This is a genomic window from Phytohabitans sp. LZ39 (assembly GCF_059359075.1).
The window spans coordinates 1-25,552 of record NZ_JCADBM010000039.1 but is presented as its reverse complement, the minus strand read 5'-3'; the positions used below and the strand labels follow the sequence as shown (position 1 = coordinate 25,552).

The window sequence follows — 25,552 nt, the reverse complement described above, 5'->3', positions numbered from 1 at the left end:
GAGGGTGGGAACAGCAGGATTCGTCGCTAGGAGTAACGGCCGAGGGGTATGTGCACCGTGGACGGTTGAGATCTAGGGGAGTTTGTGCGCTATATCAGCCCTAACTCCCCTAGATCTCGAAGTCCGCACCCAGGGCTGGTAACGCAGTGTTACAACCGGTGCGGCGACAGCCGCACCGACCGAAGGCACCCCTCCGACAAGGAGTCCGGCCTCCCGTGGGCTTGCGGCGCGGACCTGGCAGCGCGGGTCGGGGATCTCGGCGAGCGCCAGCTCGCCGCCGACCCGCGCGCTCTCCGGCGGGAGCGGCGGTCCGCAGCTGACGCGGACCCGGGCAAACTCAAGCTCGAGGCACACGACGACGGCGTCGCCCTGACCCCCAACCCAAGGGGTCTACGTGGGGTCGGGGAGGCTCAGCTCTACTTCGGACACCGCGCGGACCGGCGTCAGCGTGGCGTAGCCGTCCGCCAGCAGCGCGAGGTCGGTGCCTTCCTCCAGGCGGGCGCTGGACTCCTCGAGCGCCGTCCGCACGTATCCGCGGCCGGTCTCCGCCACCGCCATCTGCACCTGGCCGAAGCGGGCCAGCCGCGCCGGGCGTACCCCCTTGATCTTGTCGCGGGGGAGGTCCGGGACGTTGAGGTTGAGGACGGCGCCGTCGGGGAGGTCTTTGAGCGCGGGCAGCAGGTCGGCCGCGATGGCCGCGGCGGTGCCCCAGTGCCGGCCCTCGTCGAGGGCGGACGGTTGCAGCCCCGCCGCGCCGCCGCTCGCCGCGGAGGCCGAGCCGGCGGTCAGCACGTCCAGCGAGACGGCCATCGCGCGCGCCCCGTTGGCCGCGGCGGTGAAGGCGGCGCCGACCGTGCCCGAGTGCAGCACGGCGAGGCCCGCGTTGGCGCCCCGGTTGATGCCGGAGAAGACAAGGTCGGGTGGCGGTCCGAAGGCGCCGCGCGCGGCGATCAGCACGATGAACGCGGGGGAGCCGGCCACCCCGTACGCCTCGACGCCGTCCAGCCCGTCGAGCGCGTGGGTGGCCACCACGATGCGGCCGTCCTCCTCGACGGCCGTCATGGCGGCGCTCATGCCGCTGGCTTCGTGGCTCGGCGCGGCGACCACCACGTCGTGCCCGGCGCCGGCCAGTGCCTGGGCCAGGGAGCGGATGCCCGGCGCCTCGATCCCGTCGTCGTTCGTGATCAGTACCCTCATCGCTCCAACCTCTTGAGACGTACGCGGTCGACAAGGCTGCGCACCGCGTCGGCCCGGCCGCTGCCGAGCCCATGCCGGGTCACGTTGAGCGCGCCCGCGGCGGCGCCCGTGCGTACCGCCGTGGCCAGGTCGCCACCCTGTGCCAGGACGGCTGCCACACCGGCGGTCATCGAGTCGCCCGCGCCGCGCGCGTCGGCGACCTCCAGGCGGGGCGCGTCCACCTCGTACGCCTCGCCGTCGATCAGCGCCAGAGCGCCTTTGGCGGCCCGGCTCACCAGCACCGCGCGGGCGCCGTCGCCGTGCAGCCCACGCAGAGCGTCGAGGAGCTCGGGATCGCTGTCGTCGTTGGCCCGCCCGTCGTCGATCAGCTCTTCGTGGCTGACCTTGACGAGGTACGGCTCGCCCTCGAGTACCGCCGCCAGGTGGTCGCCGGAGAGGTCGGCCACCACCTTGACGCCGTTGCCACCGAGGTCGGCGGCCAGCCGGCGGTAGGTGTCCGCGGGCAGCACCGACGGGTCGGCCGGCCCGCTGAGCACGGCCACCGGCGCGTCGAGGGCGGCGGCAAGCGTGAGGCTGTACAGCTCGTCCAGCTCGTGGCGGCTCAGCGGCTCGCCGGCCACCTCGGCGATCTCCGCGCGGCTGCCGTCGCGCCGGTCGTGCACGTACCCGCCGCTGGTCGCCTCGCGGGTGACCGCGCGCAGCTCGATGTCCTCGGCGGCGATCAGCGCCCGCAGCACCTGGCCGATCTCGCCGCCGACCGTCGCGCACATCACCACGGCCGGACCCAGCTCGGTGATCATGCGGGCTTGCCACACGCCCTGACCGCCGGGGTGTACGTGGATCTCCACCGTGTCGGCCGGTTGCTCGACCGTCACGGTGAGCTGCGGCGCCGGGGCGAATACCAGGACATGGCTGCTCATGGTCCTCTACTTCCCCGTCGGGGCGGTACCTACGCGGGTCTGGAGCGGACGACGACTCATTGATGACTATGATTAGCGAACATCATCAATGGAGGGTTGCTTCATGAGAGTGCACGCACGGGCGGCCGTCGCCGCGGCGGCCGCGCTGCTGGTCGGCGCCGCGGTGGCGGTGAGCCCCACCCTGGTGCCGCCGGCGGGCGCGGCCGCCGGTTGCCTCGTCGACTACCAGGTCAACCAGTGGACCGGCGGCTTCACGGCGGCGGTGCGGGTCACCGCGGGTGACGCCGCCGTCAACGGGTGGACGGTCACCTGGACCTACGGCGGCGACCAGCGCGTCACGAACGGCTGGAACGCGGCCGTCACCCAGGCCGGCGCCGCGGTCACCGCGCGCAACGCGGCGTGGAACGGGTCGCTGCCGGCCGGCGGCTCGACGGAGTTCGGCGTGCAGGGCACGTACTCCGCGAGCAACGCCGCGCCGACCGGCTTCACCCTGAACGGTGAGCCGTGCAACGGCGCCGGCCCCACCACGCCGCCGCCCACGACTGTGCCTCCCACCTCAGTGCCTCCCACGTCCGTGCCGCCCACCTCGGCGCCGCCGACCTCCGCTCCGCCCACGTCGCCGCCCCCGCCCACGGGCTGTGGCAGCGCGGCCTTCTGTGACGGCTTCGAGAGCCAGGAGGGCGGTGCGCCGTCAGGTGTGTGGAGCGTGTCCTATCCGGACTGCCAGGGCGCCGGAACAGCCACAGTGGACACCACCACGGCGCACAGCGGCGCGAAGTCGGTACGCGTCAACGGCGCCACCGGCTACTGCAACCACGTCTTCGTGGGCACGACGAGCGGGGTGAGCGGCCTGGGCGCGGTGCGCTTCGCGCGCTTCTGGGTGCGGCACACGACGGCCCTGCCGCAGCAGCACGTCACGTTCCTCGCCATGCGCGACGCCAACGACGGCAACCGCGACCTGCGCATGGGCGGCCAGAACGGCGCCCTCCAATGGAACCGCGCCTCCGACGACGCGACACTGCCCGAGCAGAGCCCGTCCGGAGTCGCGCTGAGCCTGCCGCTGGCGACCAACCGGTGGACCTGCGTCGAGTTCACGGTGGACGGCTCGCAGGGTCACCTCCGCACCTGGGTGGACGGCGCCGAGGTGGCCGGCCTGGTCGCGGACGGCACGCCCACACACGACATCGACGGCCAGTGGTCGTCCCGCGCCAACTGGCGGCCCAGCCTGACGGACCTGCGGCTGGGCTGGGAAAGCTACGGCGAGGGCGCCGACACCCTCTGGTTCGACGACGTAGCGATGAGCACCACCCGCATCGGCTGCTGACCCGAGGTCCGGGAGGGAGTGACGCTGCTCCCTCCCGGCCACAGGTCGATAACCAAGACCCTGGTCAGCCGGCCTGGGCGGCGCAGGAGCTTCGCGGGAGGCCGGCGACCGCGACGGGGGAGCGGCCGGTCGCCGGGGCCTTGCCGGCCAGCACCGCCGCGAGGCCGGCCATCGACGGTTGGCTCGACGAGTACGTGGCGAGCAGCACCGGCGAGTCCGACTTGGACAGTAGGTACGGGGTGTCCATCGCCACGGTCACGGCCGCGCCCTTGCGGAGGTCGCCGGGCTCGTCGCCGTACCCGACCAGGTGGACCACCGTGCCACCGTTCGTGACCACCTGTACGCCGGCGGCGCGCAGGGCCTCGATCAGCCAGCCGCGCGCGGTGTCGCGGCCGCCGGCGGCGGTGACCTGCACCGGGCCGCGCAGTGCGGTGCCGCAAGTGCCGCGCAGCTGGGTGACCGCGGCCGCGGCCAAGCGGGCGGCGGCCTCGCGGTGGGCGGCGCTGCCCACAGTGGACATGTCCGGCGCGGGCTTGCCGGCCAGCTCGAACTTCAGCGTCAGCACCCGGGTGACCGCCTCGACCAGGCGGGCGCGGCTCAGGTCGCCGACCCGCAGCCCGGACAGCAGGCCGTTGTAGGCCTCGGGCAGCTTGTCCGGCATCAGCAGGATGTCGTTGCCGGCGTTGAGCGCGCGCACCGCGGCCTCGCCGGCGGGCCAGCGCTTGGCGGGCGCCATGTTCATGCCGTCGGTGATGACGACGCCCTTGAAGCCGAGCTCGCCGCGCAGCACGTCGGTGAGCACCTTGCGGGAGAACGTCGCGGCCGTGCCCGGGTCGACCGCCTTGACGTCGAGGTGGCCGGACATCACGAGCTTGGCGCCGGCGCCGATACCGGCGACGAACGGCGGCAGGTCGCCGCGGTCGAGGCTGGCGCGGTTCTGCGCGAGGCCGGGGAGGGCGTTGTGCGAGTCGCCGGAGGTGTGGCCGTGGCCCGGAAAGTGCTTGAGCGTGGCCGCGACGCCGCTGGCTTGCAGGCCGCGTACGGCGCCGGCGACCTGGGCGGACACCTTGGCCGGGTCGGAGCCGTACGAGCGGGAGCCGATCACGGTACTGCCCGCGTTGCCGAGCACGTCGGCCACCGGTGCGAAGTCGACGTTGACGCCCAGCGCGGCGAGCTCGTCGCCGGCCGCGCGCCAGGCCGCCTCGGTCAGGCGGGGGTCGCCGGCCGCGCCCGCGCCCATCGCGCTGGGCAGCGCGGTCACGCCGGTCTTGATGCGGGTGACGACGCCGTACTCCTGGTCGGTGCCGATCAGCATCGGCGCGGAGCCGGCGGCGAGCTTGGCGTGGGCGGCCTGGAGGCCGGTGGTGAGGCCGCGCACCTGCCGCACGTCGTCCACATTGGTGGTGCCCTGGTTTTGCGACGTGGGGTCGTCCGCGGAGAAGCCGACCAGGATCAGGCCGCCGAGGCGGTAGCGCGCGACCATCTCGGCGGGGGTGTCGACGCCGGCCAGCTGCCGGTTGCCCGCCGCGTTGCCGGGCGTGACCTCGGTGGCCGAGGAGCCGTACGCGTACGGCATAAGCACCTGTCCCACCAGATCCTCGTCGGAGAGGGTGGCGGCGAGGGCGGCGGCCCGCTGCGCCGGGCTCGCGTCGGCCGGTGGGGCGGGTCTGGCGGTCGTGGGTGCGGGCGTCGGAGCCGGCGCCGGAGGGGAGGACTGGCAGCCGGCCGCGAGGAGGAGCACGGTCAGGAAGAGCGCGCGGGTACGCAGACGCACGCCCGCTATCAGAACAGCCCGGCGCGAGCGGAGCAAATGGACGATGGTCAGCCCACCCGGGTGAGCAGCGTGACCGGGGCGCCGTCGCCGGCGTAGCGGTAGGGCTCGAGCTCGGCGTCCCACGCGGTGCCGAGCGCCCGGTCGAGCGCGTGCGCGAGGGCCTCCGGGGCGCGTGCGGCCTCCATGATGCTGCGCAGCCGGTCTTCGCCGAGCTGGATGTCGCCGGCCGCGCCCATGGTGGCGCGGAAGAGGCCGCGGCCGGGCACGTACATGAAGCGTTCACCGTCGATGCCCGGACTGGGATCCTCGGTGATCTCGAAACGGATCATGGGCCACTGCCGGAGGGCAGCAGCCAGCTCCGCGCCGGTCCCCGGGCGTCCGGTCCAGCTGCACTCGGCCCGACGGGCGCCGGATTCGACCGGCTGGGCGGTCCAGTGCAGGTTGACCGGCGCGGTGAGGACGCGCGCGATCGCCCACTCGACGTGTGCACACACGGCGAGCGGGGTCGAGTGGACGTATACGACGCCACGCGTTGGCACGGTGACCTCCCGGAGAAGCGAGGTGCGTCTTCCCCTACGACCTCGATCAACGGGCGGTTGACCAACATGATGACTGGTGTGACGGATGATGCGCTAGAGAATCGGAAAAACGACACGACATTTCCGCACGCTTGTGACGCAGAGCGCCGGTCACCGCACGAGCGGTGGGGCCTGGCCATCGGGTAAAGTTCACGGGTCTGACTTCAGCCTGCCTGCAACAAGGAGCGTCTCCGTGGCGAGCAACACCTCCAAGACCGCGCGCGCATCCGTCCGCGCCGGCCAGGGCGCGGGTGGCGCCCTGAGCGTGCTCGGCGAGTACAAGTACCTGATCCCGCTCAACAAGGGCAAGCACGCCTACGTGCGCAACCTGACCAACGGCAAGACCCTGCACCTGCGCACCGACTCGGACGCGTTCGTGGAGGAGATCCGGGTGCTGGCCGGCGCCGGCCACGGCCCCAAGATCCGTGCGGAGCTCGCCGCCCTCGCGGCCGCCGCCCCGGGCGACGGCTGGGACGAGACCGAAAAGCGCCTGGTCGACGCCGGCGTGTTCGAGGCCTGAGCGCCCTCCAAGTACAAGAGCAGCGCCCTCCAAGTACAAGATCTGACAAGAGGTCCCGCTACGGCGGGGCCTCTTGTTGTGTAACGCGGGTGTTTTCGGGGCATGATTGTTACCCGTGGGTACTAACGGAGGAGCCCATGACAACGGTCGAGCAGGCTGAGATCCGCCTGGCGGACGGCCCCCGACTGCACGTGCGCACCGCCGGCCCGCCCGGCGCCCCGGTCACCGTCGTGCTGCTGCACGGCTGGGCGCTCGACGGCCGGACATGGCATCGCCAGGTGCGGCAGCTCGCCAAGGTGGCCCGGGTCGTGACGTACGACGCGCGGGGCCATGGGCGCTCCGGCGGCGTCGACCGCAGCGCCGCCACGCTCGACCGGCTCGGCGATGACCTCGCCGAGGTGCTGCGTACGGTCGCTCCCACCGGCCCGGTCGTCCTCGGCGGCCACTCGCTCGGCGGCATGACGATCATGGAGTACGCCCACCGGCATCCGGAGGACTTCGCCGCGCGGGTCGCCGGCCTCTTCCTCCTGAGCACCACCGCCGAGGGACACACCCACACGGTGTACGGGCTGCCGTCGCGGGTCGCGCACCTCGTCCGGATGGCGGAGATGACCAGCGCGCAGGTGCTCGCCCGGCTGGGTGACTGGCGGCCGCACCGGGCGTTCACACTGGCGCTCCGGCCGAGCCTGCGCTGGCTGCTCTTCGGGCACCCGTGCGACCCGGCGGACGTGCGGCTCACGACCAAGGCCGTCGCGCGCGCCTCGCTCAGCTCGATCGGCGGCTTCCGCCCCTCGGTGGGCGCGCAGGCCCGCCTGGAGACGCTCGCCGCGCTGCCGACCGTGCCGACCGCCGTGATGGTGGGGGAGCGCGACCGGCTCACCCCGCCGGTGTGCGCGCTGTCGATCGCCAAAGCCCTGCCCGGCGCGGCGCTCACCGTCTGCCCGGACGCCGGCCACATGCTGATGCTGGAGCGCCCGGACATGGTCAACGCCGCGCTGCTCGATGTCGTCCACGCCGCAATTGATCACGGCAGGAAGGCGTGACGAGCGCCGGACGCGTACTGTTGTCTGGCCTCGTGACACACCAGGCGCCGCACTTCTCCTGGGAGCCCCGAAAACTTGACCGACGCCGCCACCACCCTTCAGCAGGAGATCGCCGCCGAGCAGCGCCACGTCGACCGGGTGTACGCCCGGCTGGCGGAGCTGCGGCAGGCCGCGGCCCGGGCCGAGAAGGAGGGCTACCGCCTCGCCCGGGTGGGTAACTTCGGCGCGCTGGTGGAGCGGGACGCGATGGTCTTCCACGCCGCCCGGCGACGGCACGCGCTGGACGCCGAGCACGAGGGTCTCGTCTTCGGCCGGCTCGACATGCGCGAGGGTCAGGTGTTGCACGTGGGGCGCCTGGGGGTGCGCGCGGAAGACGCCGAGCCGCTCGTCGTCGACTGGCGGGCGCCGGCCGCGGCGGCGTTCTACCAGGCCACGGCCGCCGACCCGCGAGGTGTGGTGCGCCGCCGCATGATCCAGTCGAGCGGCGAGAAGGTCACCAACATCGAAGACGACCTGCTCGACCCGGAGGCCGCCCCGGAGGGCATGCGGGTCGTCGGCGACGGCGCGCTGCTGGCCACGCTCGCCCGCGCCACCGGCCGAGGCATGCGCGACATCGTCGCCACCATCCAGCGCGAGCAGGACCAGGCGATCCGCTCGCCCGCCTCGGGCGTGACGATCGTGTCGGGCGGCCCCGGCACCGGCAAGACCGCCGTGGCGCTGCACCGCGCGGCCTACCTGCTCTACTCCGACCGCTCCCGGTTCGCCGGCGGCGGCATCCTCGTGGTCGGGCCGTCGTCGGTGTTCGTCGAGTACATCGCCTCGGTGCTCCCGTCGCTCGGCGAGGACGCCGCCACCCTGCACTCGCTCGGCTCGATCGTCGAGGGCGTGACCGCCACGCGTACCGACCCGACCGCGGTCGCCTCGGTGAAGGGCTCGCTGCGCATGCGCCGGGTGCTGGAGCGCGCGGTCCGCGACGCGGTGCCGGGCGGGCCGACCGAGCTGCGCCTGCTGTACCGGGGCGACCTGCTCCGCCTCAACCGCCCTGAGCTGGACGCCATCCGCTCCCGCGCGCTGCCCCGCGGCGCCCGCCGCAACGAGGTGCGCCGGGCCGGCATCGACGGGCTGTTCGACGCGCTGTGGGCGCAGGCCCAGCGCCATAAGATCGGCGGCCTGCCCGCGCAGGTCGACTTCGAAGACGAGCTGGCCGAGCGCACCGACTTCCGCGACTTCATCAAGGCGTGGTGGCCCCGGCTGGCGCCCCGGCACGTGCTCGCCTGGCTGGCCGACCCGGCGCGGCTCCGCGCGTACACGGGAGGGATCCTCACCACCGCGGAGGGGGGGCTGCTCCGCGGCGCCTTCACCCCGGGTGACCCCACGGTCGCGGACGTGGCGCTGCTCGACGAGCTCGACGAGATGCTCGGCCGCCCGCCGCAGCCGGCCAAGCGCCAGCGCGACCCGTTCCACGTGGTCGACGGGGTGCGCGAGGTGAGCACGTACGCCGACCGGCAGCGCGCCGCCCGCGCGGCCGCGGTGCGCCGGCCGGACGACTACCGCGAGTACGCGCACGTGGTGGTCGACGAGTCGCAGGACGTCTCGCCGATGCAGTGGCGGATGCTGGGGCGGCGCGGGCGGCTCGCGTCCTGGACCGTGGTCGGCGATCCCGCGCAGACCGCCTGGACCGGTGACCCGGGCGAGCTGTCCCGGTCCCGCGACAAGGCGCTGGGCGGGCGGCGCCGGCACGAGTTCACCCTCACCACCAACTACCGCAACTCGGCGGAGATCTTCGCGGTGGCGGCCAAGGTGATCCGCGAGGTCTCGCCGGACATCGCGCTGCCGCGGGCGGTGCGCTCGACGGGGGTACCACCGGAGGAGCTGACGGTGTCCGCGGCGGCCCTGCCGGGCGCGACCCGCGAGGCCGCGGAGCGGCTGCTCGCGGACGTGGAGGGGACGGTCGGCGTGATCACGCCGGTGCCCCGCCGCGACGAGGTCGCCGGCTGGCTGGCCGGCCTGCCCACCGACCGCCTCCAGGTGGTCACGAGCCTTCAGGCCAAGGGCATGGAGTACGACGGCGTGGTCCTCATCTCACCCGAAGAGATAAGGACCGACGCCGGCGCACGGACGCTCTATGTCGCCCTCTCCCGAGCCACTCAGCGCTTGACGACGTTGGCGCTGTAGGTGGTGTCGGGGGTCACGGTCACGCCGAAGCGGGCGTTCGGCAGGTAGAGCCGGTCGCCGAAGGCCGCCACGGTGGTGGGCACGTCGAAGTTGGGGTTGGTGCGCGTGCCGGTGAGCCGGCCGCTGAGGCCACGCTTGTCGAGCGCGAATACGGCGACCTGGTTGAGGCGGTTTTGCACCACGTAGAGCGTGCGGCCGATGGTCAGCAGGCCGTCGCCGTTGGTCAGCGCGTAGCCGCCGAGGTCGACGGCCCTGGTCACGCCGGTGTCCGGGTCGACCCGGAAGAGCGTGGCGGTGTTGGACTGCACGACCAGCAGGCCGCGCCCGTCGGGCGTGCGGGCGATGCCGTTGACGTTGAAGCCGGTCTGGTAGACGAGGTCACCGGTGAGCGGGAGCTTGACCGGCTCGCCGCGCAGGCTCAGCGGCACCTTGTAGAGGAACGGCTGGTTGGAGTCGGTGAAGAACGCGCCCTTGGGGGTGAGCACCACGTCGTTGACGAAGGTGGGTGCGGTCGCGAACGTCCACGACGCCAGGATGCGGCCGCTGTGCGTGTCGACCACGCGGCCGTTGCCAGCCGCACCGCCGGCGACGAAGAGCCGCCCACGGTCGTCGATCTTGAGGCCTACCGACGGGGTGCCGGGGCCGGCGGAGATGATCTTCCCGCGGCCGGTGGCCAGGTTGGCGCGGTAGATGTCGCCGTTGGCGAGCGAGCCGAAGTACGCGAACGGCGCCCGCCCGATCGCGATGCCCTCGGGCTGGAACGCGTTCGGCAGCGGGAAGGAGTCAGGGAAGAGCCGGTGGCCGGAGCCGTGGGCGCTGGCCGCGCCCGGGACGGTGACTGTGGCCGCGGTGAGGGCCGCGGCGGCGGATGAGGTGATCAGGGCTCGTCTGGTCAGCACGATGGGTACTCCCTGTGATCGGTCCACATCAGAATTCACGTACGTCTTTACCCATCGGTTCGACGTTGAACGCTCAATTATGAGAACGCCCGATGACACTGATTGCCAGTGCCATTTTTGCATACATAGCAATGTCAGCATATATTCTTGGCCCATGGGAGCCGGACACGATCACGGAGCGGACGTCGCACGCGCGGGGGAGCGCCACCGCGGGCGGCTCTGGGCCGCGTTCGCCCTGCTCGCGGTCTTCATGGTGATCGAGGCGGTGGCCGCCCTGCTCACCGGCTCGCTGGCCCTGCTCTCCGACGCCGGCCACATGTTCACCGACGTGCTCGGCATCGGCATGGCGCTCGCGGCGATCTGGGCTGCGTCCGCCGCCGCGGCGCCCACCCGCGACGGCGCCACGGACGCGGCGCGGGCCGGCAGAGGGGCGTCCAAGGCGGCCGGCGACCCACAGCGCACATTCGGGCTGTATCGCCTGGAGGTCCTCGCCGCTCTCGCCAACGCCGTCCTGCTCTTCGGCGTGGCGATCTACGTGCTGGTCGAGGCCGTGCGCCGCTTCGGCGACCCGCCCGACGTGCCCGCCGGCCCGATGCTCGTCGTGGCGGTCGCCGGCCTCGTCGCCAACCTTGTGGCGTTCGGGCTGCTGCGTTCGGGCGCGCGGGAGAGCATCAACGTGCGCGGCGCCTACCTGGAGGTGCTCGGCGACCTGCTCGGCTCGGTGGGTGTGATCGTCGCCGCGGCCGTGATCGGGCTGACCGGCTGGGCGTACGCCGACCCGATCATCGCGGTGGCCGTCGGCCTGTTCATCCTCCCGCGCACGTGGCGGCTGGCCCGGGCGGCCGTACGCATCCTGGTGCAGGCCGCGCCGGAACACCTCGACGTGACCGCGGTGCAGCGGCGCCTCGCCGCCGTGCCCGGTGTGTGCGACGTGCACGACCTGCATGTGTGGACGCTGACGTCGGGCATGGACGTCGCTTCCGCGCACCTCACGCTGGAGGAGTCCGCGCAGGTGGGGCCGGTGTTGGTCGCGGCACGGGAGGCGCTGCACGACGACTTCGAGATCGGGCACGCCACCCTCCAGGTCGAGCCGCGACCCGGCGACTGCCACCCCACGACGTGGTGAAAGCGCCCCTGAGCAGGGCGTACTTGATTCGTCACCATCGGTACAACAGTGGGCACATCAATGGAAAGCCGCTATTCTCGGCTCCGGTCAACGCCCGGCGGCGCCCCCCGGCGCCGGTGTTGGCCGCCGCCGAGTCGCCCTCGGGCGAGCCGGGGAACCACCGATCCACTGGGGTGAATCCGCGACAGCGGTAGGGAGACTTCCGTCCCGAACCCGTCAGCTAACTCGGTAGGCGGCTGACTGGAAGGATGGTTGATGGGTCATGCCCGCAGCCGGGTCGGCCTCGTCGCGGTGCTTGTCACCGCGGCGTTCGCGCTGATCGGCTTACCAGCGGGGCCGGCGACCGCCGCACCCAACGACGACGAGGGCGGCACCGCTACCCTGCGCGAGCAGCTCGACGCGGCGAGCAAGGGCTTCGTCGCCGCGCAGAAGACTCTGGACACGTCCAAGAAGCGCCAGCGGGAGCTGACCACCCAACTGGCCCAATTGGAGCGTGACCTGGTCACCAAAACGGCCGTGATCGGCGAGGTGGCCAACGCGGCCTACCGCCGGGGCCGGCTCGGCCCGATCTCCGCGATGCTCAACAGCACCTCGCCGGAGGGCTTCGTCGACCGGGCCGCGGCGCTCGACACGGTGGCCGCCACCGAAGACAAGAAGCTCCGCGACCTGCTCGACACCAAAGACGAGGTGACCCGCGCCAAGCTCGCGATCGACAACGAGATCCGCGAGCAGCAGAAGCAGGTGCAGATCATGGCCGCCCGCAAGAAGCAGGCGGAGACCGCGTTGAAGAACGCCGGCGGCGGCGAGAACGCCAGCGGTCCCAGCGGGAGTGGCAGCGCCGCCAACGCGTCCGGGTTCTCCGGTGGGTCCGGCTGCTCGATCAGCCCCGACCCGACCTCCGGCAACGGGTGCATCACGCCCCGCCTGTGGCACGCGGTGCAGCAGGCCAAGGGAGCCGGCTTCAAGATCTTCGTCTCCTGCTACCGCAGCGGCGGGTCGGGTGAGCACCCGAAGGGTCGGGCCTGCGACTGGGGCGTCGACTCGGGCGACGTCTTCGGCGGCACGGCGTCCGGTTCGGCGAAGACGTACGGCAACAACCTGTCCAACTTCTTCATCAAGAACGCGAGCCGGCTGGGCGTGCTCTACGTGATCTGGTTCAAACAGATCTGGCTGCCCAGCAGTGGTTGGAAGTCGTACAGCGGCTGTTGCGGCCCCAGCGAGCTGCACACCAACCACGTGCATCTATCGGTCGTCGAGTAAGTGCGTTGACGGGCTCGACCAGGGGGTGACACGGTTGCCCCATGGTCGAGCCCACGCGCCATCCCGCATGACGTAGCACCGCCTGGCGCCTCTGCGCCCTGCGCGCCTGCACCGAGGGCGTGCTCCTCTACCCGGTCTACGCGCTGCTCTTCGCCGACGCCGGGCTCGGCACGGGGCAGATCTCCTCGCTGTTCGTGATCTGGTCGGTCGTCGGCTTCACGCTGGAGATACCGTCCGGAGCGTTGGCGGACGCGTACTCGCGCCGCCGGCTTGTCGCGATCGCCGCCGTCCTCCGGGCCATCGGCTTCGCACTGTGGACGTTCTTCCCCTCGTACGCCGCCTTCGCCGCCGGGTTCGTGCTGTGGGGCGCGTCGACCGCGATGACCTCCGGCAGCGTGGAGGCGCTCGTCTACGACGAGCTCGCCGCCGCGGACGCCACCGACCGCTACGTGCGCACGGCCGGGCTGGCGCAAACCACCGCTCTCGTGGCGGAGCTGGCCGCGATGGTGCTCGCCACGCCGGCGTTCCTGCTCGGCGGGTACCCGCTGGTCGGCCTGGCCAGCATCCTCGTCAGCCTGGCCGTCGTGCCGGTCGCGCTGTCCTTCCCCGAGGCGTCGCGGGTGGAGGAAACCGGCGGCAGCTACGCCAAGACGCTGCGAGCAGGTCTCGCCGAGGTGCGCGCCAACCGGACCGTGAGCCGGGCGGTCCTGCTCTACGCGGTGGTCACCGGCATGGGCGCGATCGACGAGTACCTGCCGATCCTCGCCCGCGAGATGGGCGCGGCCACCGCGTTCGTACCGCTGCTCTTCGTGCTGCCCGTCGCCGCGATGGCGGTCGCGAGCGCGCTGGCCGAGCGGTGGGCGCACCTCTCGGCGGCCCGGTTGGCGGCGATCGTGGCGGTCGGCGGGGTGCTGCTCGCGGCCGGCGCCACCGCGGGACACCCGGCCGGCATGGTCGCGGTCGCGCTCGGCTTCGCCGCCCTCGAGCTCTTCGACATCCTCACCGAGGCGCGGATCCAGGACGCGATCGCCGGCCCGGCGCGGGCGACAGTGCTTTCGGTGGCGGGGTTCGGGCAGGAGATCGTGGCGCTCGCCGTGTACGCCGGATTCGCGCTCGGGTCGGCCGTCCTCTCCGTGCCGGTGCTGCTCGCAATGGTGGGCGTGCCCCTCGTCCTTTCGGGCGGCCTGACCCGTCGGTGGCTACCCGCGGCATCCAGTTCGTCCTGATACCGTGCGGGCGTGGTCGCGTCCGAGCCGGCACTCTCCGTGGTCATCCCGATGTACAACGAAGAGTCCGTACTGCCGCTGCTCGTGGCCCGGTTGCGCGGGGTGCTCGACGCGCTCGGCGAGCCCTACGAGGTGGTGGCCGTCGACGACGGGAGCACCGACCGCACCCCCGTGGCCCTGCTCGCAGCCCGGCGGCAGTGGCCCCAGCTGCGCGTGCTGCGCCTGCGGCGCAACAGCGGCCACCAGCCGGCGCTGCTCGCCGGCCTCATGCGGGCCCGCGGCGGCTACGTCGCGACCATCGACGCCGACCTCCAGGACCCGCCCGAGACCATCGTCGAGATGCTACGGCTCGCGCGGGGTCAAAACCTCGACATCGTGTACGGGATACGCGCCAACCGCCAGGCGGACACCACCTTCAAACGGTGGACCGCGGGCGTCTACTACCGCCTGATGCGCCGCATCGTCGGCAACGACGTGCCCGCCCACGCCGGCGACTTCCGGCTGCTCAGCCGGGCCGCGGTGGAGGCGCTGCGCGAGCTGCCGGAGCGGGCGCCGGTGCTGCGGCTCGTGGTGCCCTGGCTCGGCTTCCCGAGCGGCGAGGTGCCGTTCGAGCGGGCGGAGCGGGCCGCCGGGCGCACCAAGTACCCGCTGTCCCGCATGATCGCGCTCGCCGCCGACAGCGTCACGAGCTTCTCCGCCGCACCGCTGCGGGTGGCCACCTGGCTGGGGCTGGCCGGCGTGGTGCTCTGCGGGATCCTGGTGGTCATCGCGCTGATCGCGTACTTCAACGGCGCCACCGTCAGCGGCTGGCCCTCCCTCTACGTGGCGGTCCTCTTCCTCGGCGCAGTGCAGCTGCTGTGCCTGGGCCTGCTCGGCGAGTACGTGGCCCGCATCTACACCGCCGTGCAGGGCCGGCCGGCCTACTCGGTCGTGGCCGACACCGACGAAGCAGAGTCCATCGTGGATAGTCTGAGGTGACCGCTACCGAGAGCCGCTCGGCGGAGAGCGCCGGCGAGGCGAAACGGACTCCTTTCGTACCAGAGAATGTGCGGCGATGGACCCCGGCGGTGGTGGCCTTCGCGGTGGTGGCCGGCGCGTTGCTGGTGACTGGGACGCCGGTCCTGGATGTGTTGCGATACACCGCCTACGCGGCGTTGGCCGTGGTGCTGCCCGGCACGCTCGTCTACCGGGCGCTGCGCCGCACGCCGCACACGCTTGTCGAAGACCTCGCGGTGGGTGCGGTGGTCGGGCTGGTGCTGGAGCTCGCGGCCTGGTTCGTGTTCGTGTCGGTGGGCGCCGAGCGGTGGCTGTGGGTGTGGCCGGCGGCCGTGATCGGGCCGTTCCTCGCGGTGCCGGCGCTGCGGCGGCACTGGGTGGTGCGCGGCTACACGCCGGTCCCGGCCGGGTGGGCGTGGGCGGTGACCGGTGTGATCGCCGGCTTCACGGCCTACCTGTGGCAGTCGTTCCTGAGCCGCAACCCGATCCTGCCCACCTCGGAGGAGCAGGCGCAGTACATCGACCTGTCGTTCCAGATGTCGCTCGCCGGCGCGGCCACGCACCAGGCGCCGCTCGACGTGCCGCAGGTGGCCGGCGAGCCGCTGCACTACCACTGGTTCGGCTTCGCGCACATGGGCGCGGCGTCGCTGGTCAGCGGCGTCGACCTGCCGACCGTCTTCCTGCGGCTCGCGGTGCCGGCGCTGTGCGCGCTCGCCGTCGTGCTCGTCGCGGTGGTGGGGTGGCGGGTCAGCCAGCGGCCGTACGTGGGCGTGGGCGCCGCGGTGCTGATGTTCACGATCGGCGAGTTCGGCTACGAAAACGGCGTGCGGCAGCTCTTCGGCACGCAGGCGACGTTCATCGTGTGGGGCAGCCCGTCGATGACGTACAGCTGGGTGCTGCTGATCCCGTTGATCGGCGTGCTCGCGTCGATCGTCCGCGGCGACTCCTCCCGCGGGGCGTGCGTGCTCGCGGGGCTCTTCCTCGCCGGCTCGACCGGTGCGAAGGCGAGCTCCGTCCCGGTGGCCGCGGGCGCGCTCGGCATCACCGCGCTCGTGCTCTTCGTGACCCGGCGGCGGCTGCCGTGGGCGGTGCTCGGCGCGCTCGGGCTCGCGGTGGCGGCGCAGCTGTTCGCGACCGCGATCCTGTTCGCGTTCGAAAACCACGGCGTGTCCGTGGCGGCGGCCTCGGGCCTCGAGCCGTACACCTCCGGCGCCCTGTCGTGGGGTTTCGTGTTCGTGGCCTTCCTGCTCAACATGCAGCTCCGGCTGGCCGGCATCGTCGCGCTGGTGTGGCGGCAGCGGATGCGGCTGCTGCCGGAGCAGGTGTTTCTGCTCGGCGGGGCGGTCGTGGGGCCGGCGCTCTACCTGGTCACCGCGCACCCGGGCAGCAGCAACCAGTACTTCATGCGGGCCGGCTTCGCGTTCGGCGTGATCCTGTCGGCGTGGGGCTGGGCGGTGGTCGGCCCTCGGGTGGCGTTCGCGGTCGGGTTCGGGGTGCTGCTGTGCGCGGTCCAGCTTGTCACCGGCGCGGTCAGCGTCGACTGGGACCCGCCGTACGAACCGCTGCTGCCGCTGCTCTCCTGGGCGTTGGCGCTGGCGCTGGTGTTCGCGATCCTGGGTCTTGTGTCGCGGCGGCGATATCCGGCCGTCCTGTTGACGGGCGTCCTGGTCGCGGGGGCGCCCGGCCTGGTGATGGACGCGGCGGCCGCGTACCGGTACCCCAACGGCGGCGCCTACGCGCTGACCCCGCTGCCCGCCTCCCGGATCGCGGCCGCCCGCTGGGTGCACGACCACAGCGACCCCGACGACGTGGTCGCCACCAACGTGCACTGCCAGGGCGTGACGGCGGACGGCTCGTGTGACGCGCGGTCGTTCTGGCTGAGCGCGTACACCGAGCGGCAGGTGCTCGTCGAGGGCTGGACGTTCGCGCCGCGCATGCTGGGTGATCCGCTGGGGCCGTGGGCGCCGTTCTGGGATCCGGCGCTGCTCGCGGTCAACGACGCCGCGTTCTCCGCACCGACCGCAGCCGGGCTGGCGACCCTGCGCGCGCGGGGCGTCCGCTGGCTGGTCGTCGACCGCGAGGTCGCGCCGGAGTCACCGGAGCTTGCCGCGCTCGCCCAGCTGCGGTACGAAAACGCGCGTATGGCGGTATATGCGCTGTCCACTCGATGAATGTCGGTAGCAGTGGATAGCGTCTAGGGCGTCATGGGTCGAGGGCGGGAGATCATCGGGCGGGACCATCCCGCGGGGGTGCTGCGCGCGGAGGTCGCGCGTGCGGCCGAGAGCCACGGCGGGCTGGTGCTGGTCACCGGCGAGGCCGGCATCGGCAAGACGACGCTCGTGACCGGTGCCGCCGACGAGGCCCGTGCCCGCGGCGCGCTGGTGCTCGGTGGCGCCTGCTGGGATTCGGAGAGTGCCCCCGGCTACTGGCCGTGGGTGCAGGCGGTGCGGGCGCTGCGCCGGGCGGCCGCCGCGGCGGAGTGGGCGGCCGCCGAGGAGGCCGGCGGCGCGGGCCTGGCGGCGCTGCTCGGCGAGCGGTCCGGCGGCGACCCGCTGGAGGGCTTCGAGCTGTACGACGCGCTCACCACCGCGCTCGTCGCCGTCTCGCACCACCGGCCGGTCGTGGTGGTCCTCGACGACCTGCACTGGGCAGACACGGCGTCGCTGCGGCTGCTGGAGTTCGTCGCGCGGCACACCTGGTTCGAGCGGCTGTTGATCGTCGGCACCTACCGTGACGTGGAGGTCGAGGCCACCGACCACCCGCTGCGGCCGCTGATGGCGCCGCTCGTGGCCAAGGCCACCACCGTCACGCTGACCGGGCTCGAGCGCGACGAGGTGGGCGCGCTCATCGCCCGCACGGTGGGGCAGGAGCCGGAGGCCGACCTGGTCACCGAGGTGCACCTGCGCACGGGTGGCAACCCGTTCTTCGTGGAGCAGACCGCCCGCCTCTGGCGCGGCGGAGCGGTAAGCGCGATCGCGCCGGGCGTGCGTGATGCCGTGCGCCGCCGCCTGTCCCAGCTGCCGGAGGCGGTTGCCGGCATGCTCACCGCCGCGGCGGTGCTCGGCCGCGAGTTTCACCGGCAGGTGCTCGCCGCCACCCTGTCCGCCCCGGTGCCCGAGGTCGATCGGCTGATCGACCAGGCCATGGTGGCGCGGCTGGTGGTGGCGCTCGGCGAGGGGCGGTTCGCGTTCGCCCACGATCTCGTCCGCGAGACGCTCTACGACGCGCTCGACGACGCCGAGCGGCGGCGGCTGCACGCCACGGTCGTCCAGGTGCTCGACCGCGACCTGCTTGTCCCCGGCGACCTGGCCCGCCACGCGTGGCTGGCCGGCGGCGAGCTGGAGCCCGAGCGGGTGGTCGACGTGCTCGTGCGGGCCGCCCGCGACGCCGGCAGCCGCTTCGCGATGGAGGAGTGTGTCGGGCACCTCCGCCGGGCGTACGAGCGGAGTGCGAGCCTGCCGCGCCGCCGTGTCGTGGTCGGCCTCGATCTGGTCAGCGACCTGCGCCACGGTGGCGAAGGCGAGGAGGCGTCCCGGATCTACGACGAGGTGGTCGCGCTCGCCCGCCAGCTCGGCGACCCGGAGCTGCTGGCCCGCGCGGCGCTCACCACCGATTGGCACGAGGAGTCCGGCCGGGCCGCGTTGCTCCGCGAGGCATACCCGATGCTGGCCGGCAAGGAGTGGGAAGGCGGCGACGAGGGGCTCACCCGCGACCTCGCCAGCCGCACGGTCGACCTGGCCCGCGCGCGGGGTGATGACGAGGCCCTCCAGATCGCGCTCTGGGCCCGCCACGACGCGATCTGGGGGCCGGGCACCGCGGACGAGCGGGTCGGCATCACCGCCGAGCTGATGCGGCTGGCCCGCCGCGAAGACAACAAGGGCCGGGCGTACTTCGCGGCGTCGTTTCGCTGGGTGGCCCTGCTGGAGCGCGGCGATCCCGCCTACCTCGACCAGTACGAGGAGTTTGTGGCGATCGCGAGCAGCGAGGGCAAGCCGCGCTCGGCGTTCTCCTCGGCCATCGACCAGACGATCATCGCCACGGTCAACGGCCGCTTCGACGACGCGGAGACGCTGCTGGAGCGGGCGGTCGCCGCCTACAGCGAGCACCACCAGGAGCACGACCACTTCACGGACATGGTGGGGCACCTGCGCTGGTCGCTCTACCAGACGCAGGGGCGCTACGAGGAGCTGCCCGCGCCGCACGAGCTGCTCGACGAGCGCCGCCCGCACCGCACACTGCTCGCCGCGATCACGGCCGCGGCCACCGGCGACCCGGAGACAGCGGTGCGCGTGCTGCCCGCCGGCGCGCCGCGTATGTACGAGGCGCTGAGGCTGCGCGCCCAGGCCCAGGTGGCCGCCGCCGCGGGCGACGCGGGGTTGCGCGAGCGGGCCCGTGCCGACCTGCTGCCGTACACCGGCCAGTGGCTCGTCTCGCTCTACGGCTGCGACGTCAGCGGCCCGGTCGACCTCTGGCTGGGCGCGCTCGACGCGGCCGAGGGCCACTGGGACGCCGCGGTCCGCCACCTCACCGCCGCCGCCGAGTCGGCCGACCGCCTCCGCTCCCGCCCGTGGGCGATCGAGGCCCGCCGCCGCCTCGCGGACGCGCTAGCCGCCACCGACGCCGAGGCCGCCTCGGCCCTGCGCCGGCGCGTCGACGCCGAGGCCGCGGCGATCGGCATGCGCCTGGCCGGCGCGCCCCCGTCGGGCAACGAGTTTCGCCTCGACGGTGCCGTGTGGGTGCTCTGCTTCGCCGGCCACCAGGTGCACGTGCCCGACGCGAAAGGCCTGCGCGACCTCCACCTGCTGCTCGGCGCGCCCGGCCGTGACATACCGGCCGTCGAGCTGCTCAGCCCCGAGGGCGGCGCGCTCGTGGTCGCGGCCCGCCGCATGGGCGGCGATCCGGTGCTCGACGAGGAGGCCAAGTCCCGCTACAAGCAACGGCTCGTGTGGCTCGACGACGAGATCGACAAAGCCGCCTCCCCGTCCCGGGTGGCCGAGCTAGACCGTGAGCGCAAGGCCCTGATCGACGAGCTCCGCGCCGCCGCCGGCCTGGGCGGCCGCACCCGCAGACTGGGCGACGAGGCCGAACGCGCCCGCAAGACCGTCACCGCCCGCATCCGCGACACCCTCCGCCGTCTGGACGAGAGCCACCCCGAGCTGGCCGCCCATCTGCGCACCACCGTCTCGACCGGCGCGACCTGTCGCTACGACCCCCAGCCGAGCGTGACCTGGCGCCTCTGAGATATTCCACAGTGGATTGTGTAGACATCAACCGTCGTCGTCCTGACAATGGCGAACCATGCGGTGGACACGGGGGACCCTCGCGACGGGGATCGTCGCACTGCTCGTTTCCGGTGGTCTTGTCACGGTGACCGCGCCCGCCGCCCACGCCGCCGCGGCGTCGGTCGTCGTGGACGCGGCGAGTGACCTCGGCCCGCTCGACAACCCGGCCTGGTATCACAATCAGAACCCCACCCCGCTGCCCGCCGGTGACCTGGCCCAGATCGACGACATCGGGCCGGCCCGGGTGGTGCGGGTCTGGGCGAAGCCGGCCGAGTACTACGACGAAGTCCACGGGACATACGACTTCTCGGCGCACCACGACTACTTCGACAGCGCCGCCGGGCACGCCGACCAGCTCTACGCCAACTTCGACCAGTGCGACGCCGCGCTGATGGACCTGGCCGCGCCGCAGACATGTCGAGAGGTGCTCAAGGCGGGCATCCGGCACTACAAGCAGCGATACCCGATGCTGCGCTACGTCGAGGTCTTCAACGAGCCGGACAAGACCTGGACCCCGCAGGACCACGAGGCGCCGCCGCTCGCGGTCGACGACTACTACGAGTGGTACAAGATCGCTTATGCCGTGGTGAACGAGGTCAACGCGGAGCTGCGTCCGGATCTGCCGATCCTTGTCGGCGGACCGGTGACCTACCAGTTCAACGGCGCCTACCTGCGCGCCTTCCTCACCCGGTTCGCGGCCGACACCGACGAGGCCAAGGCGCTGGACTTCCTCTCCTACCACGAGTACGGCCGCCGGGCGAACCCCGCGGACGTGCGTACGGCGAAGGCGACACTGGCGGGCTGGCTGGGCAGCCGCGGCCTCGATCCGGAGACGCCGGTCGTGGTCAGCGAGTACGGCGTCTTTCCTGGCAAGGCGACCGATTCCAGCGGGCACGGGCCGGGCACCGAGGCGGAGGACATGCTCACGCAGTCGGCGGCGATGGCGACGCTCGGCATCTTCTACGTCGACGGCGGCACCGACATGCCGATGCACTGGGTCTACAACCACGGGAACAACGAGCGAAAGTCGATGTTCGTGGACGGGGCGCCGGGGAGCGTGCGGCCGTACTACAACGTCGTGCGGATGCAGCGGATGCTCAAGGAACGGCGGATCCGGGCCACCTCCAGCGGGCTCGACGCCAACGGGATCGGGGTCAACGCGCTGGCCACCCGGGACTCCTCCGGCATCGCGGTGCTCGCCACCAACTACCAGTGGACCACCGGTGTGGCATCGCACGACGTCACGCTCGGCGTGCTCAACCTGCCGGCCGAGTTCGCCGGTGAGAAGATCCGACTCGAGCGCTACCTCGTCGACGCGACGACTCCGTCCGGTGCCGCGTTGCAACGGATCGAGCAGCGCGTGCTGCCGGCCGGCGGCTCGGCCAGCGGGTCGTTCACGCTCACGCCCAACGCGACGACGCTGGTGGTGCTCACGCCGCTGGTGCGGCAGATGGAGGCGGAGGACCTGCCGACCGTCGCGTCGACCGGCGACCTGGCACAGAGCATCAGCGACACGGTCGCCAGCGGCGGCCGGCTGAGCAAGCTCACCGCGGACGGCCCCGGTGACCACATCCGCTACACGGTCACGGTGCCGCAGGCCGGCCTGTACCGGGTGAGCGCCCGGATGAAGGACAGCCCGGACCGGGCGCGAGCGCAGCTCGCGATCGACGGCGTCGACCAGGGCGACCCCGTCGACGGGTACTCGACCGGATACAGCTTCCGCGATGTCGAGTTCGGGCTGGTCACCTTCGGTACGGCGGGCGCCAGTCAGTTCACCTTCACGGTCACCGGGACGTCGGGCGGCGGCTGGACGCTCGGCGTGGACCAGATCACCCTGCAACGGCTGCCCGGTTTCGTGGTCGAGGCGGAGACGACCACCCCGAGGATCTCCGCCGGAGATCACGTCTACTACCTGACCGACGCCGGAGCGAGCGGGGGTGGGCTGGTCAAGCTCGGTCCTGACGCACCCGGAGACTGGATCCGGATGGGGATCCACGTGCCGCGCGCCGGCACCTACCGGCTCAGCCTGGTGGTGAAGGCCTTTCCCAACCGCGGCCGGTGCCAGGTCACCGTCGACGGGGTGGCGGTCGGTGCGCCCATCGACTCTTACGCCGCGACCAGCGGGTTCAAGACGCTGCTCGCCGGCACGGTGACCTTCGATCACACCGGCGCGGCGACGATCGGCTGCGCGGTGACCGGCGCCAACCCGGAGAGCACCGGCCACGAGGTGGCGATCGACGCCATCCGCCTCGACGCCTAGGCGCGTGACCGACCCTGCCCGCTAGATCGGATCTAGCGGGCGGCCTCGCGCCTACCGGGCGTGGAGCCGCTGCGAGTCGCTGTGATCATCGGGAGCACCCGGGAGGGCCGGGTCGGCGACCGGATCGGGCGGTGGTTCGTGTCGCGGGCGGAGCGGCGCGACGGCATCGTGCTGCGGGTGCTCGATCTGGTCGAGTACGACCTGCCGGCGCGGTATCCCAAGACGCCCACGGCCGAGGTGACCGAGTTCGCCGCCGCGGTCGGGCTGGCCGAGGCGTTCGTGGTGGTGACGCCCGAGTACAACCGCAGCTTTCCGGCCTCGCTCAAGCAGGCGATCGACTACGCCTACGACGAGTGGCGGGCCAAGCCGGTCGGCTTCGTGTCGTACGGGCACCGGTCCGACGGCATCTGCGCCGTGGAGCAGCTCCGCCCGGTCTTCACCGAGCTGCACGCCGTCACCATGCGCGACGGGGTGCGGCTGGACCTGATGCACGACCGGCTCGACGAGGACGACCACGCGGTCGTGGCAATGCTCGACCAGCTCACCTGGTGGGGGCTGGCCTTACGGGAGGCGCGCGCCGCGCGTCCGTACGTGTCCTGAATAGATGGAGGAACAACCGTGAACGCGCTCGCTATCGAGACCACGGGACTGGTCAAGGTGTTCGGCAAGACCCGCGCGGTGGACGGCATCGACCTGTCGGTGCCCGCCGGCACCGTGTACGGCGTGCTCGGCCCGAACGGCGCCGGCAAGACCACCGCCGTGCGCATGCTCGCCACGCTGCTGCGGCCGGACGGGGGTGATGCGCGGGTCTTCGGCCACGACGTGCTGCGCGAGCCGGACGAGGTGCGCCGAAGGGTGAGCCTGACCGGCCAGTACGCGTCGGTCGACGAGGACCTGACCGGGGCGGAGAACCTCGTGCTGCTGGCCCGCCTCCTGGGGTACGACAAGCGGGCCGCGCGGCGCAGGGGAGGGCAGCTGCTGGACGCGTTCGGGCTGACCGAGGCGGCCGGCAAGCAGGTGAAGAACTACTCCGGCGGCATGCGGCGGCGACTCGACATCGCGGCCAGCATCCTCAACACGCCGAAGCTGCTCTTCCTCGACGAGCCCACCACCGGGCTCGACCCGCGCAGCCGCAACCAGGTGTGGGACATCGTGCGCGCCGTCGTCTCGCACGGCACGACGGTGCTGCTGACCACGCAGTACCTGGACGAGGCCGACCGCCTCGCCAGCCGGATCGCGGTGATCGACCACGGCAAGGTGATCGCCGAGGGCACGCCGGGCGAGCTGAAGTCGTCGGTGGGCGCGGGCGCGGTGCACGTACGGCTGCGCGACCCGGGCCAGCGCACCGAGGCGGAGTGGGTGCTGTCCCGCTGCCTCGGCGGGCAGGTGGTGCTGGAGGCCGACCCGGTCGCGCTGACCGCGCGCGTGTCGGGCAACGGCAACGGCGACAGCGACCGCCGTACCGCCGAGCGGGCGGCCGCCGCGCTCACCGCGCTCGCCGAGGCGGGCATCACCGTGGACGACTTCTCCCTCGGCCAGCCCAGCCTGGACGAGGTTTTCATGGCACTGACCAACGGGGAGGCAAAGGCATGAGCACGGCCACGACAACCGAGACCCACGAGGCCGTCTACACGTTTTCACCGGAGACGCTCCAGGCTGTGCTGGCGCCCGACGAGGCACCGCGCCGGCCGAGCTGGCTCTCCGCGTCGATCACGTTCGGCTGGCGGGCGATGCTGAAGATCAAGCACGTGCCGGAGCAGCTCTTCGACGTGACCGCCTTCCCGATCATGATGACGCTGATGTTCACGTACCTCTTCGGCGGTGCGCTGGCCGGCTCGACCACCGAGTACCTACAGTTTCTGCTCCCCGGCATCATGGTGATGAGCGTCGTGATGATCACGATGTACACCGGCATCGCGGTCAACACCGACATCACCAAGGGCGTCTTCGACAGGTTCCGCACGCTGCCGATCTGGCGACCGTCCACTATGGTCGGTTACCTGCTCGGCGACGCGTTCCGGTACACGGTGGCCTCGCTGGTGATCCTCGGCATCGGCCTGGTGCTCGGCTTCCGCCCAGACGGCGGCGTGGTGGGCGTCGCGGCGGGCATCGGTGTGCTGGTCGCGTTCTCGTTCGCGTTCTCCTGGATCTGGACGATGTTCGGCCTGCTGCTGCGCAGCGAGAAGTCGGTGATGGGCATCAGCATGATGGTGCTGTTTCCGCTGACGTTCCTGAGCAACGTCTTCGTGGACCCGAGCACGATGCCAGGCTGGCTCCAGGCGTTCGTCGACGTCAACCCGATCTCCCACCTGGTCGGCGCGGTGCGGGCGCTGATGGACGGCGGCTGGGACACCACCGACATGACCTGGGTGCTCGTCTCCGGCGCGCTCTTCACGGTGGTCTTCGGCTTCCTGACGATGCGCCTCTACAACCGCCGCTGAACACTCGCGACCTAGGGCCTGCCGCCAAGATCGGGGCAGGCCCTAGGCGATGTCCGTTGCGGTCCGGAACAAGCCGGGGACGGCCCGGCCGGAGCACGAGGCCTCGCCTGAGGCGCAGCAGTAACCGCAAGCAACAGCGGACGGGTGAGGCCGCGGGAGCAACGGTCCGGACCACAACGGACGTCGCGGTAGCTCAATCCTTCAAAAGGCGCTGGGGCCTGTCTCGAGAGACAGGCCCCAGTAGTGGGTGAGTGCGGGTCAGAGCGGGATGTTGCCGTGGGCGCCGCGGGCCGCGGGCGCGGCGGCGAGGGCCTCGGCGACGCGGCGCCGGGTCTCGCCCGGCTTGATGACGTCGTCGACCACGCCGATCTCCAGGGCGCGACCGACGCCGCCGGCGACGCGGGTCTGCTCCTCGACGAGCTGCATGCGCAACGCCTCGCGTTCCTCGATGGGAGCGGCGGCGAGCTTCTTGCGGTGGAGGATGTTGACGGCCGCCGAGGCGCCCATGACCGCGAGCTCCGCGTTGGGCCA

The 25,552-nt window shown here is 72.3% G+C and carries 20 protein-coding genes and 1 riboswitch; of the genes, 14 read left to right on the top strand and 6 right to left on the bottom strand.

What is annotated here, in order from left to right:
• Window positions 1–390 precede the first annotated feature (390 nt).
• Together surE and AC5L36_RS43285 are read right to left on the bottom strand one after the other, a co-directional pair.
• The gene (surE, locus tag AC5L36_RS43290; RefSeq protein ID WP_441224527.1) at window positions 391–1,197 is read right to left on the bottom strand and encodes a 5'/3'-nucleotidase SurE; all 807 of its coding nucleotides are present in this window, start codon (window positions 1,195–1,197) and stop codon (window positions 391–393) included.
• Window positions 1,194–2,117: a 1-phosphofructokinase family hexose kinase gene (locus tag AC5L36_RS43285; protein ID WP_441224525.1), complete on the bottom strand. Its 924-nt coding sequence runs from the start codon at window positions 2,115–2,117 to the stop codon at window positions 1,194–1,196. Before AC5L36_RS43285 ends, surE begins: the two co-directional genes overlap by 4 nt.
• Window positions 2,118–2,220: 103 nt before the next feature.
• Between AC5L36_RS43285 and AC5L36_RS43280 the strand changes: the two genes are divergently transcribed.
• On the top strand, window positions 2,221–3,441 hold the full coding sequence (locus AC5L36_RS43280; protein WP_441224524.1) for a cellulose binding domain-containing protein: 1,221 nt from the start codon (window positions 2,221–2,223) through the stop codon (window positions 3,439–3,441).
• 64 nt (window positions 3,442–3,505) lie between these two features.
• Here the strand turns inward: AC5L36_RS43280 and AC5L36_RS43275 are convergent, their stop codons facing one another.
• Together AC5L36_RS43275 and AC5L36_RS43270 are read right to left on the bottom strand one after the other, a co-directional pair.
• Window positions 3,506–5,215, bottom strand: a complete 1,710-nt coding sequence (locus tag AC5L36_RS43275; RefSeq protein ID WP_441224522.1) for a glycoside hydrolase family 3 protein — start codon at window positions 5,213–5,215, stop codon at window positions 3,506–3,508.
• 47 nt (window positions 5,216–5,262) lie between these two features.
• Window positions 5,263–5,754, bottom strand: coding sequence for a DUF3145 domain-containing protein (locus tag AC5L36_RS43270; RefSeq protein ID WP_441224520.1), 492 nt, complete (start codon window positions 5,752–5,754; stop codon window positions 5,263–5,265).
• A gap of 232 nt (window positions 5,755–5,986) precedes the next feature.
• Between AC5L36_RS43270 and AC5L36_RS43265 the strand changes: the two genes are divergently transcribed.
• The 3 genes from AC5L36_RS43265 (at window position 5,987) to AC5L36_RS43255 (ending at window position 9,531) form a co-directional block, all read left to right on the top strand.
• A complete protein-coding gene (locus AC5L36_RS43265) occupies window positions 5,987–6,313 on the top strand; it encodes a hypothetical protein (RefSeq protein WP_441224518.1) in 327 nt (108 codons plus the stop codon).
• Window positions 6,314–6,450: 137 nt separating this feature from the next.
• Window positions 6,451–7,356 (top strand): alpha/beta fold hydrolase, encoded by a 906-nt coding sequence (locus AC5L36_RS43260; RefSeq protein ID WP_441224516.1) that lies wholly within the window; start codon window positions 6,451–6,453, stop codon window positions 7,354–7,356.
• A 75-nt stretch (window positions 7,357–7,431) separates the two neighbouring features.
• Complete coding sequence (locus AC5L36_RS43255; protein WP_441224514.1) at window positions 7,432–9,531, top strand: HelD family protein; 2,100 nt, start codon at window positions 7,432–7,434, stop codon at window positions 9,529–9,531.
• On the opposite strand, the gene AC5L36_RS43250 is transcribed toward AC5L36_RS43255, so the two are convergent.
• A complete protein-coding gene (locus AC5L36_RS43250) occupies window positions 9,504–10,430 on the bottom strand; it encodes an SMP-30/gluconolactonase/LRE family protein (protein ID WP_441224513.1) in 927 nt (308 codons plus the stop codon). The genes AC5L36_RS43255 and AC5L36_RS43250 overlap by 28 nt on opposite strands.
• Window positions 10,431–10,584: 154 nt before the next feature.
• Here AC5L36_RS43250 and AC5L36_RS43245 point away from each other — a divergent pair, with 154 nt between their 5' ends.
• The 10 genes from AC5L36_RS43245 (at window position 10,585) to AC5L36_RS43200 (ending at window position 25,021) form a co-directional block, all read left to right on the top strand.
• Window positions 10,585–11,556 (top strand): cation diffusion facilitator family transporter, encoded by a 972-nt coding sequence (locus tag AC5L36_RS43245; protein WP_441224511.1) that lies wholly within the window; start codon window positions 10,585–10,587, stop codon window positions 11,554–11,556.
• A 117-nt stretch (window positions 11,557–11,673) separates the two neighbouring features.
• Window positions 11,674–11,807: riboswitch (cyclic di-AMP (ydaO/yuaA leader) on the top strand.
• A gap of 4 nt (window positions 11,808–11,811) precedes the next feature.
• Window positions 11,812–12,816: a coiled-coil domain-containing protein gene (locus AC5L36_RS43240; protein WP_441224509.1), complete on the top strand. Its 1,005-nt coding sequence runs from the start codon at window positions 11,812–11,814 to the stop codon at window positions 12,814–12,816.
• A gap of 119 nt (window positions 12,817–12,935) precedes the next feature.
• Entirely contained in the window at window positions 12,936–14,042 is a 1,107-nt protein-coding gene (locus AC5L36_RS43235; protein WP_441224508.1) for an MFS transporter, read from the top strand.
• Window positions 14,043–14,054: 12 nt separating this feature from the next.
• Window positions 14,055–15,020 (top strand): glycosyltransferase family 2 protein, encoded by a 966-nt coding sequence (locus AC5L36_RS43230; protein WP_441224507.1) that lies wholly within the window; start codon window positions 14,055–14,057, stop codon window positions 15,018–15,020.
• Window positions 15,021–15,088: 68 nt separating this feature from the next.
• Window positions 15,089–17,209 carry a hypothetical protein gene (locus AC5L36_RS43225; protein WP_441224505.1) on the top strand — a complete coding sequence of 707 codons (2,121 nt, stop codon included), beginning with the start codon at window positions 15,089–15,091 and terminating at the stop codon, window positions 17,207–17,209.
• A 33-nt stretch (window positions 17,210–17,242) separates the two neighbouring features.
• Window positions 17,243–20,278: an ATP-binding protein gene (locus tag AC5L36_RS43220; RefSeq protein WP_441224504.1), complete on the top strand. Its 3,036-nt coding sequence runs from the start codon at window positions 17,243–17,245 to the stop codon at window positions 20,276–20,278.
• Window positions 20,279–20,336: 58 nt separating this feature from the next.
• Complete coding sequence (locus AC5L36_RS43215; RefSeq protein WP_441224503.1) at window positions 20,337–22,580, top strand: hypothetical protein; 2,244 nt, start codon at window positions 20,337–20,339, stop codon at window positions 22,578–22,580.
• Window positions 22,581–22,661: 81 nt separating this feature from the next.
• Window positions 22,662–23,180, top strand: coding sequence for an NADPH-dependent FMN reductase (locus tag AC5L36_RS43210; protein ID WP_441224501.1), 519 nt, complete (start codon window positions 22,662–22,664; stop codon window positions 23,178–23,180).
• An 18-nt stretch (window positions 23,181–23,198) separates the two neighbouring features.
• Entirely contained in the window at window positions 23,199–24,173 is a 975-nt protein-coding gene (locus tag AC5L36_RS43205; protein WP_441224499.1) for an ATP-binding cassette domain-containing protein, read from the top strand.
• A complete protein-coding gene (locus AC5L36_RS43200) occupies window positions 24,170–25,021 on the top strand; it encodes an ABC transporter permease (protein ID WP_441224498.1) in 852 nt (283 codons plus the stop codon). The genes AC5L36_RS43205 and AC5L36_RS43200 overlap by 4 nt, the downstream gene beginning before the upstream one ends.
• 258 nt (window positions 25,022–25,279) lie before the next feature.
• Here AC5L36_RS43200 and AC5L36_RS43195 read toward each other — a convergent pair.
• The coding region (locus tag AC5L36_RS43195; protein WP_441224497.1) for a carboxyl transferase domain-containing protein at window positions 25,280–25,552 on the bottom strand (273 nt) is incomplete at its 5' end.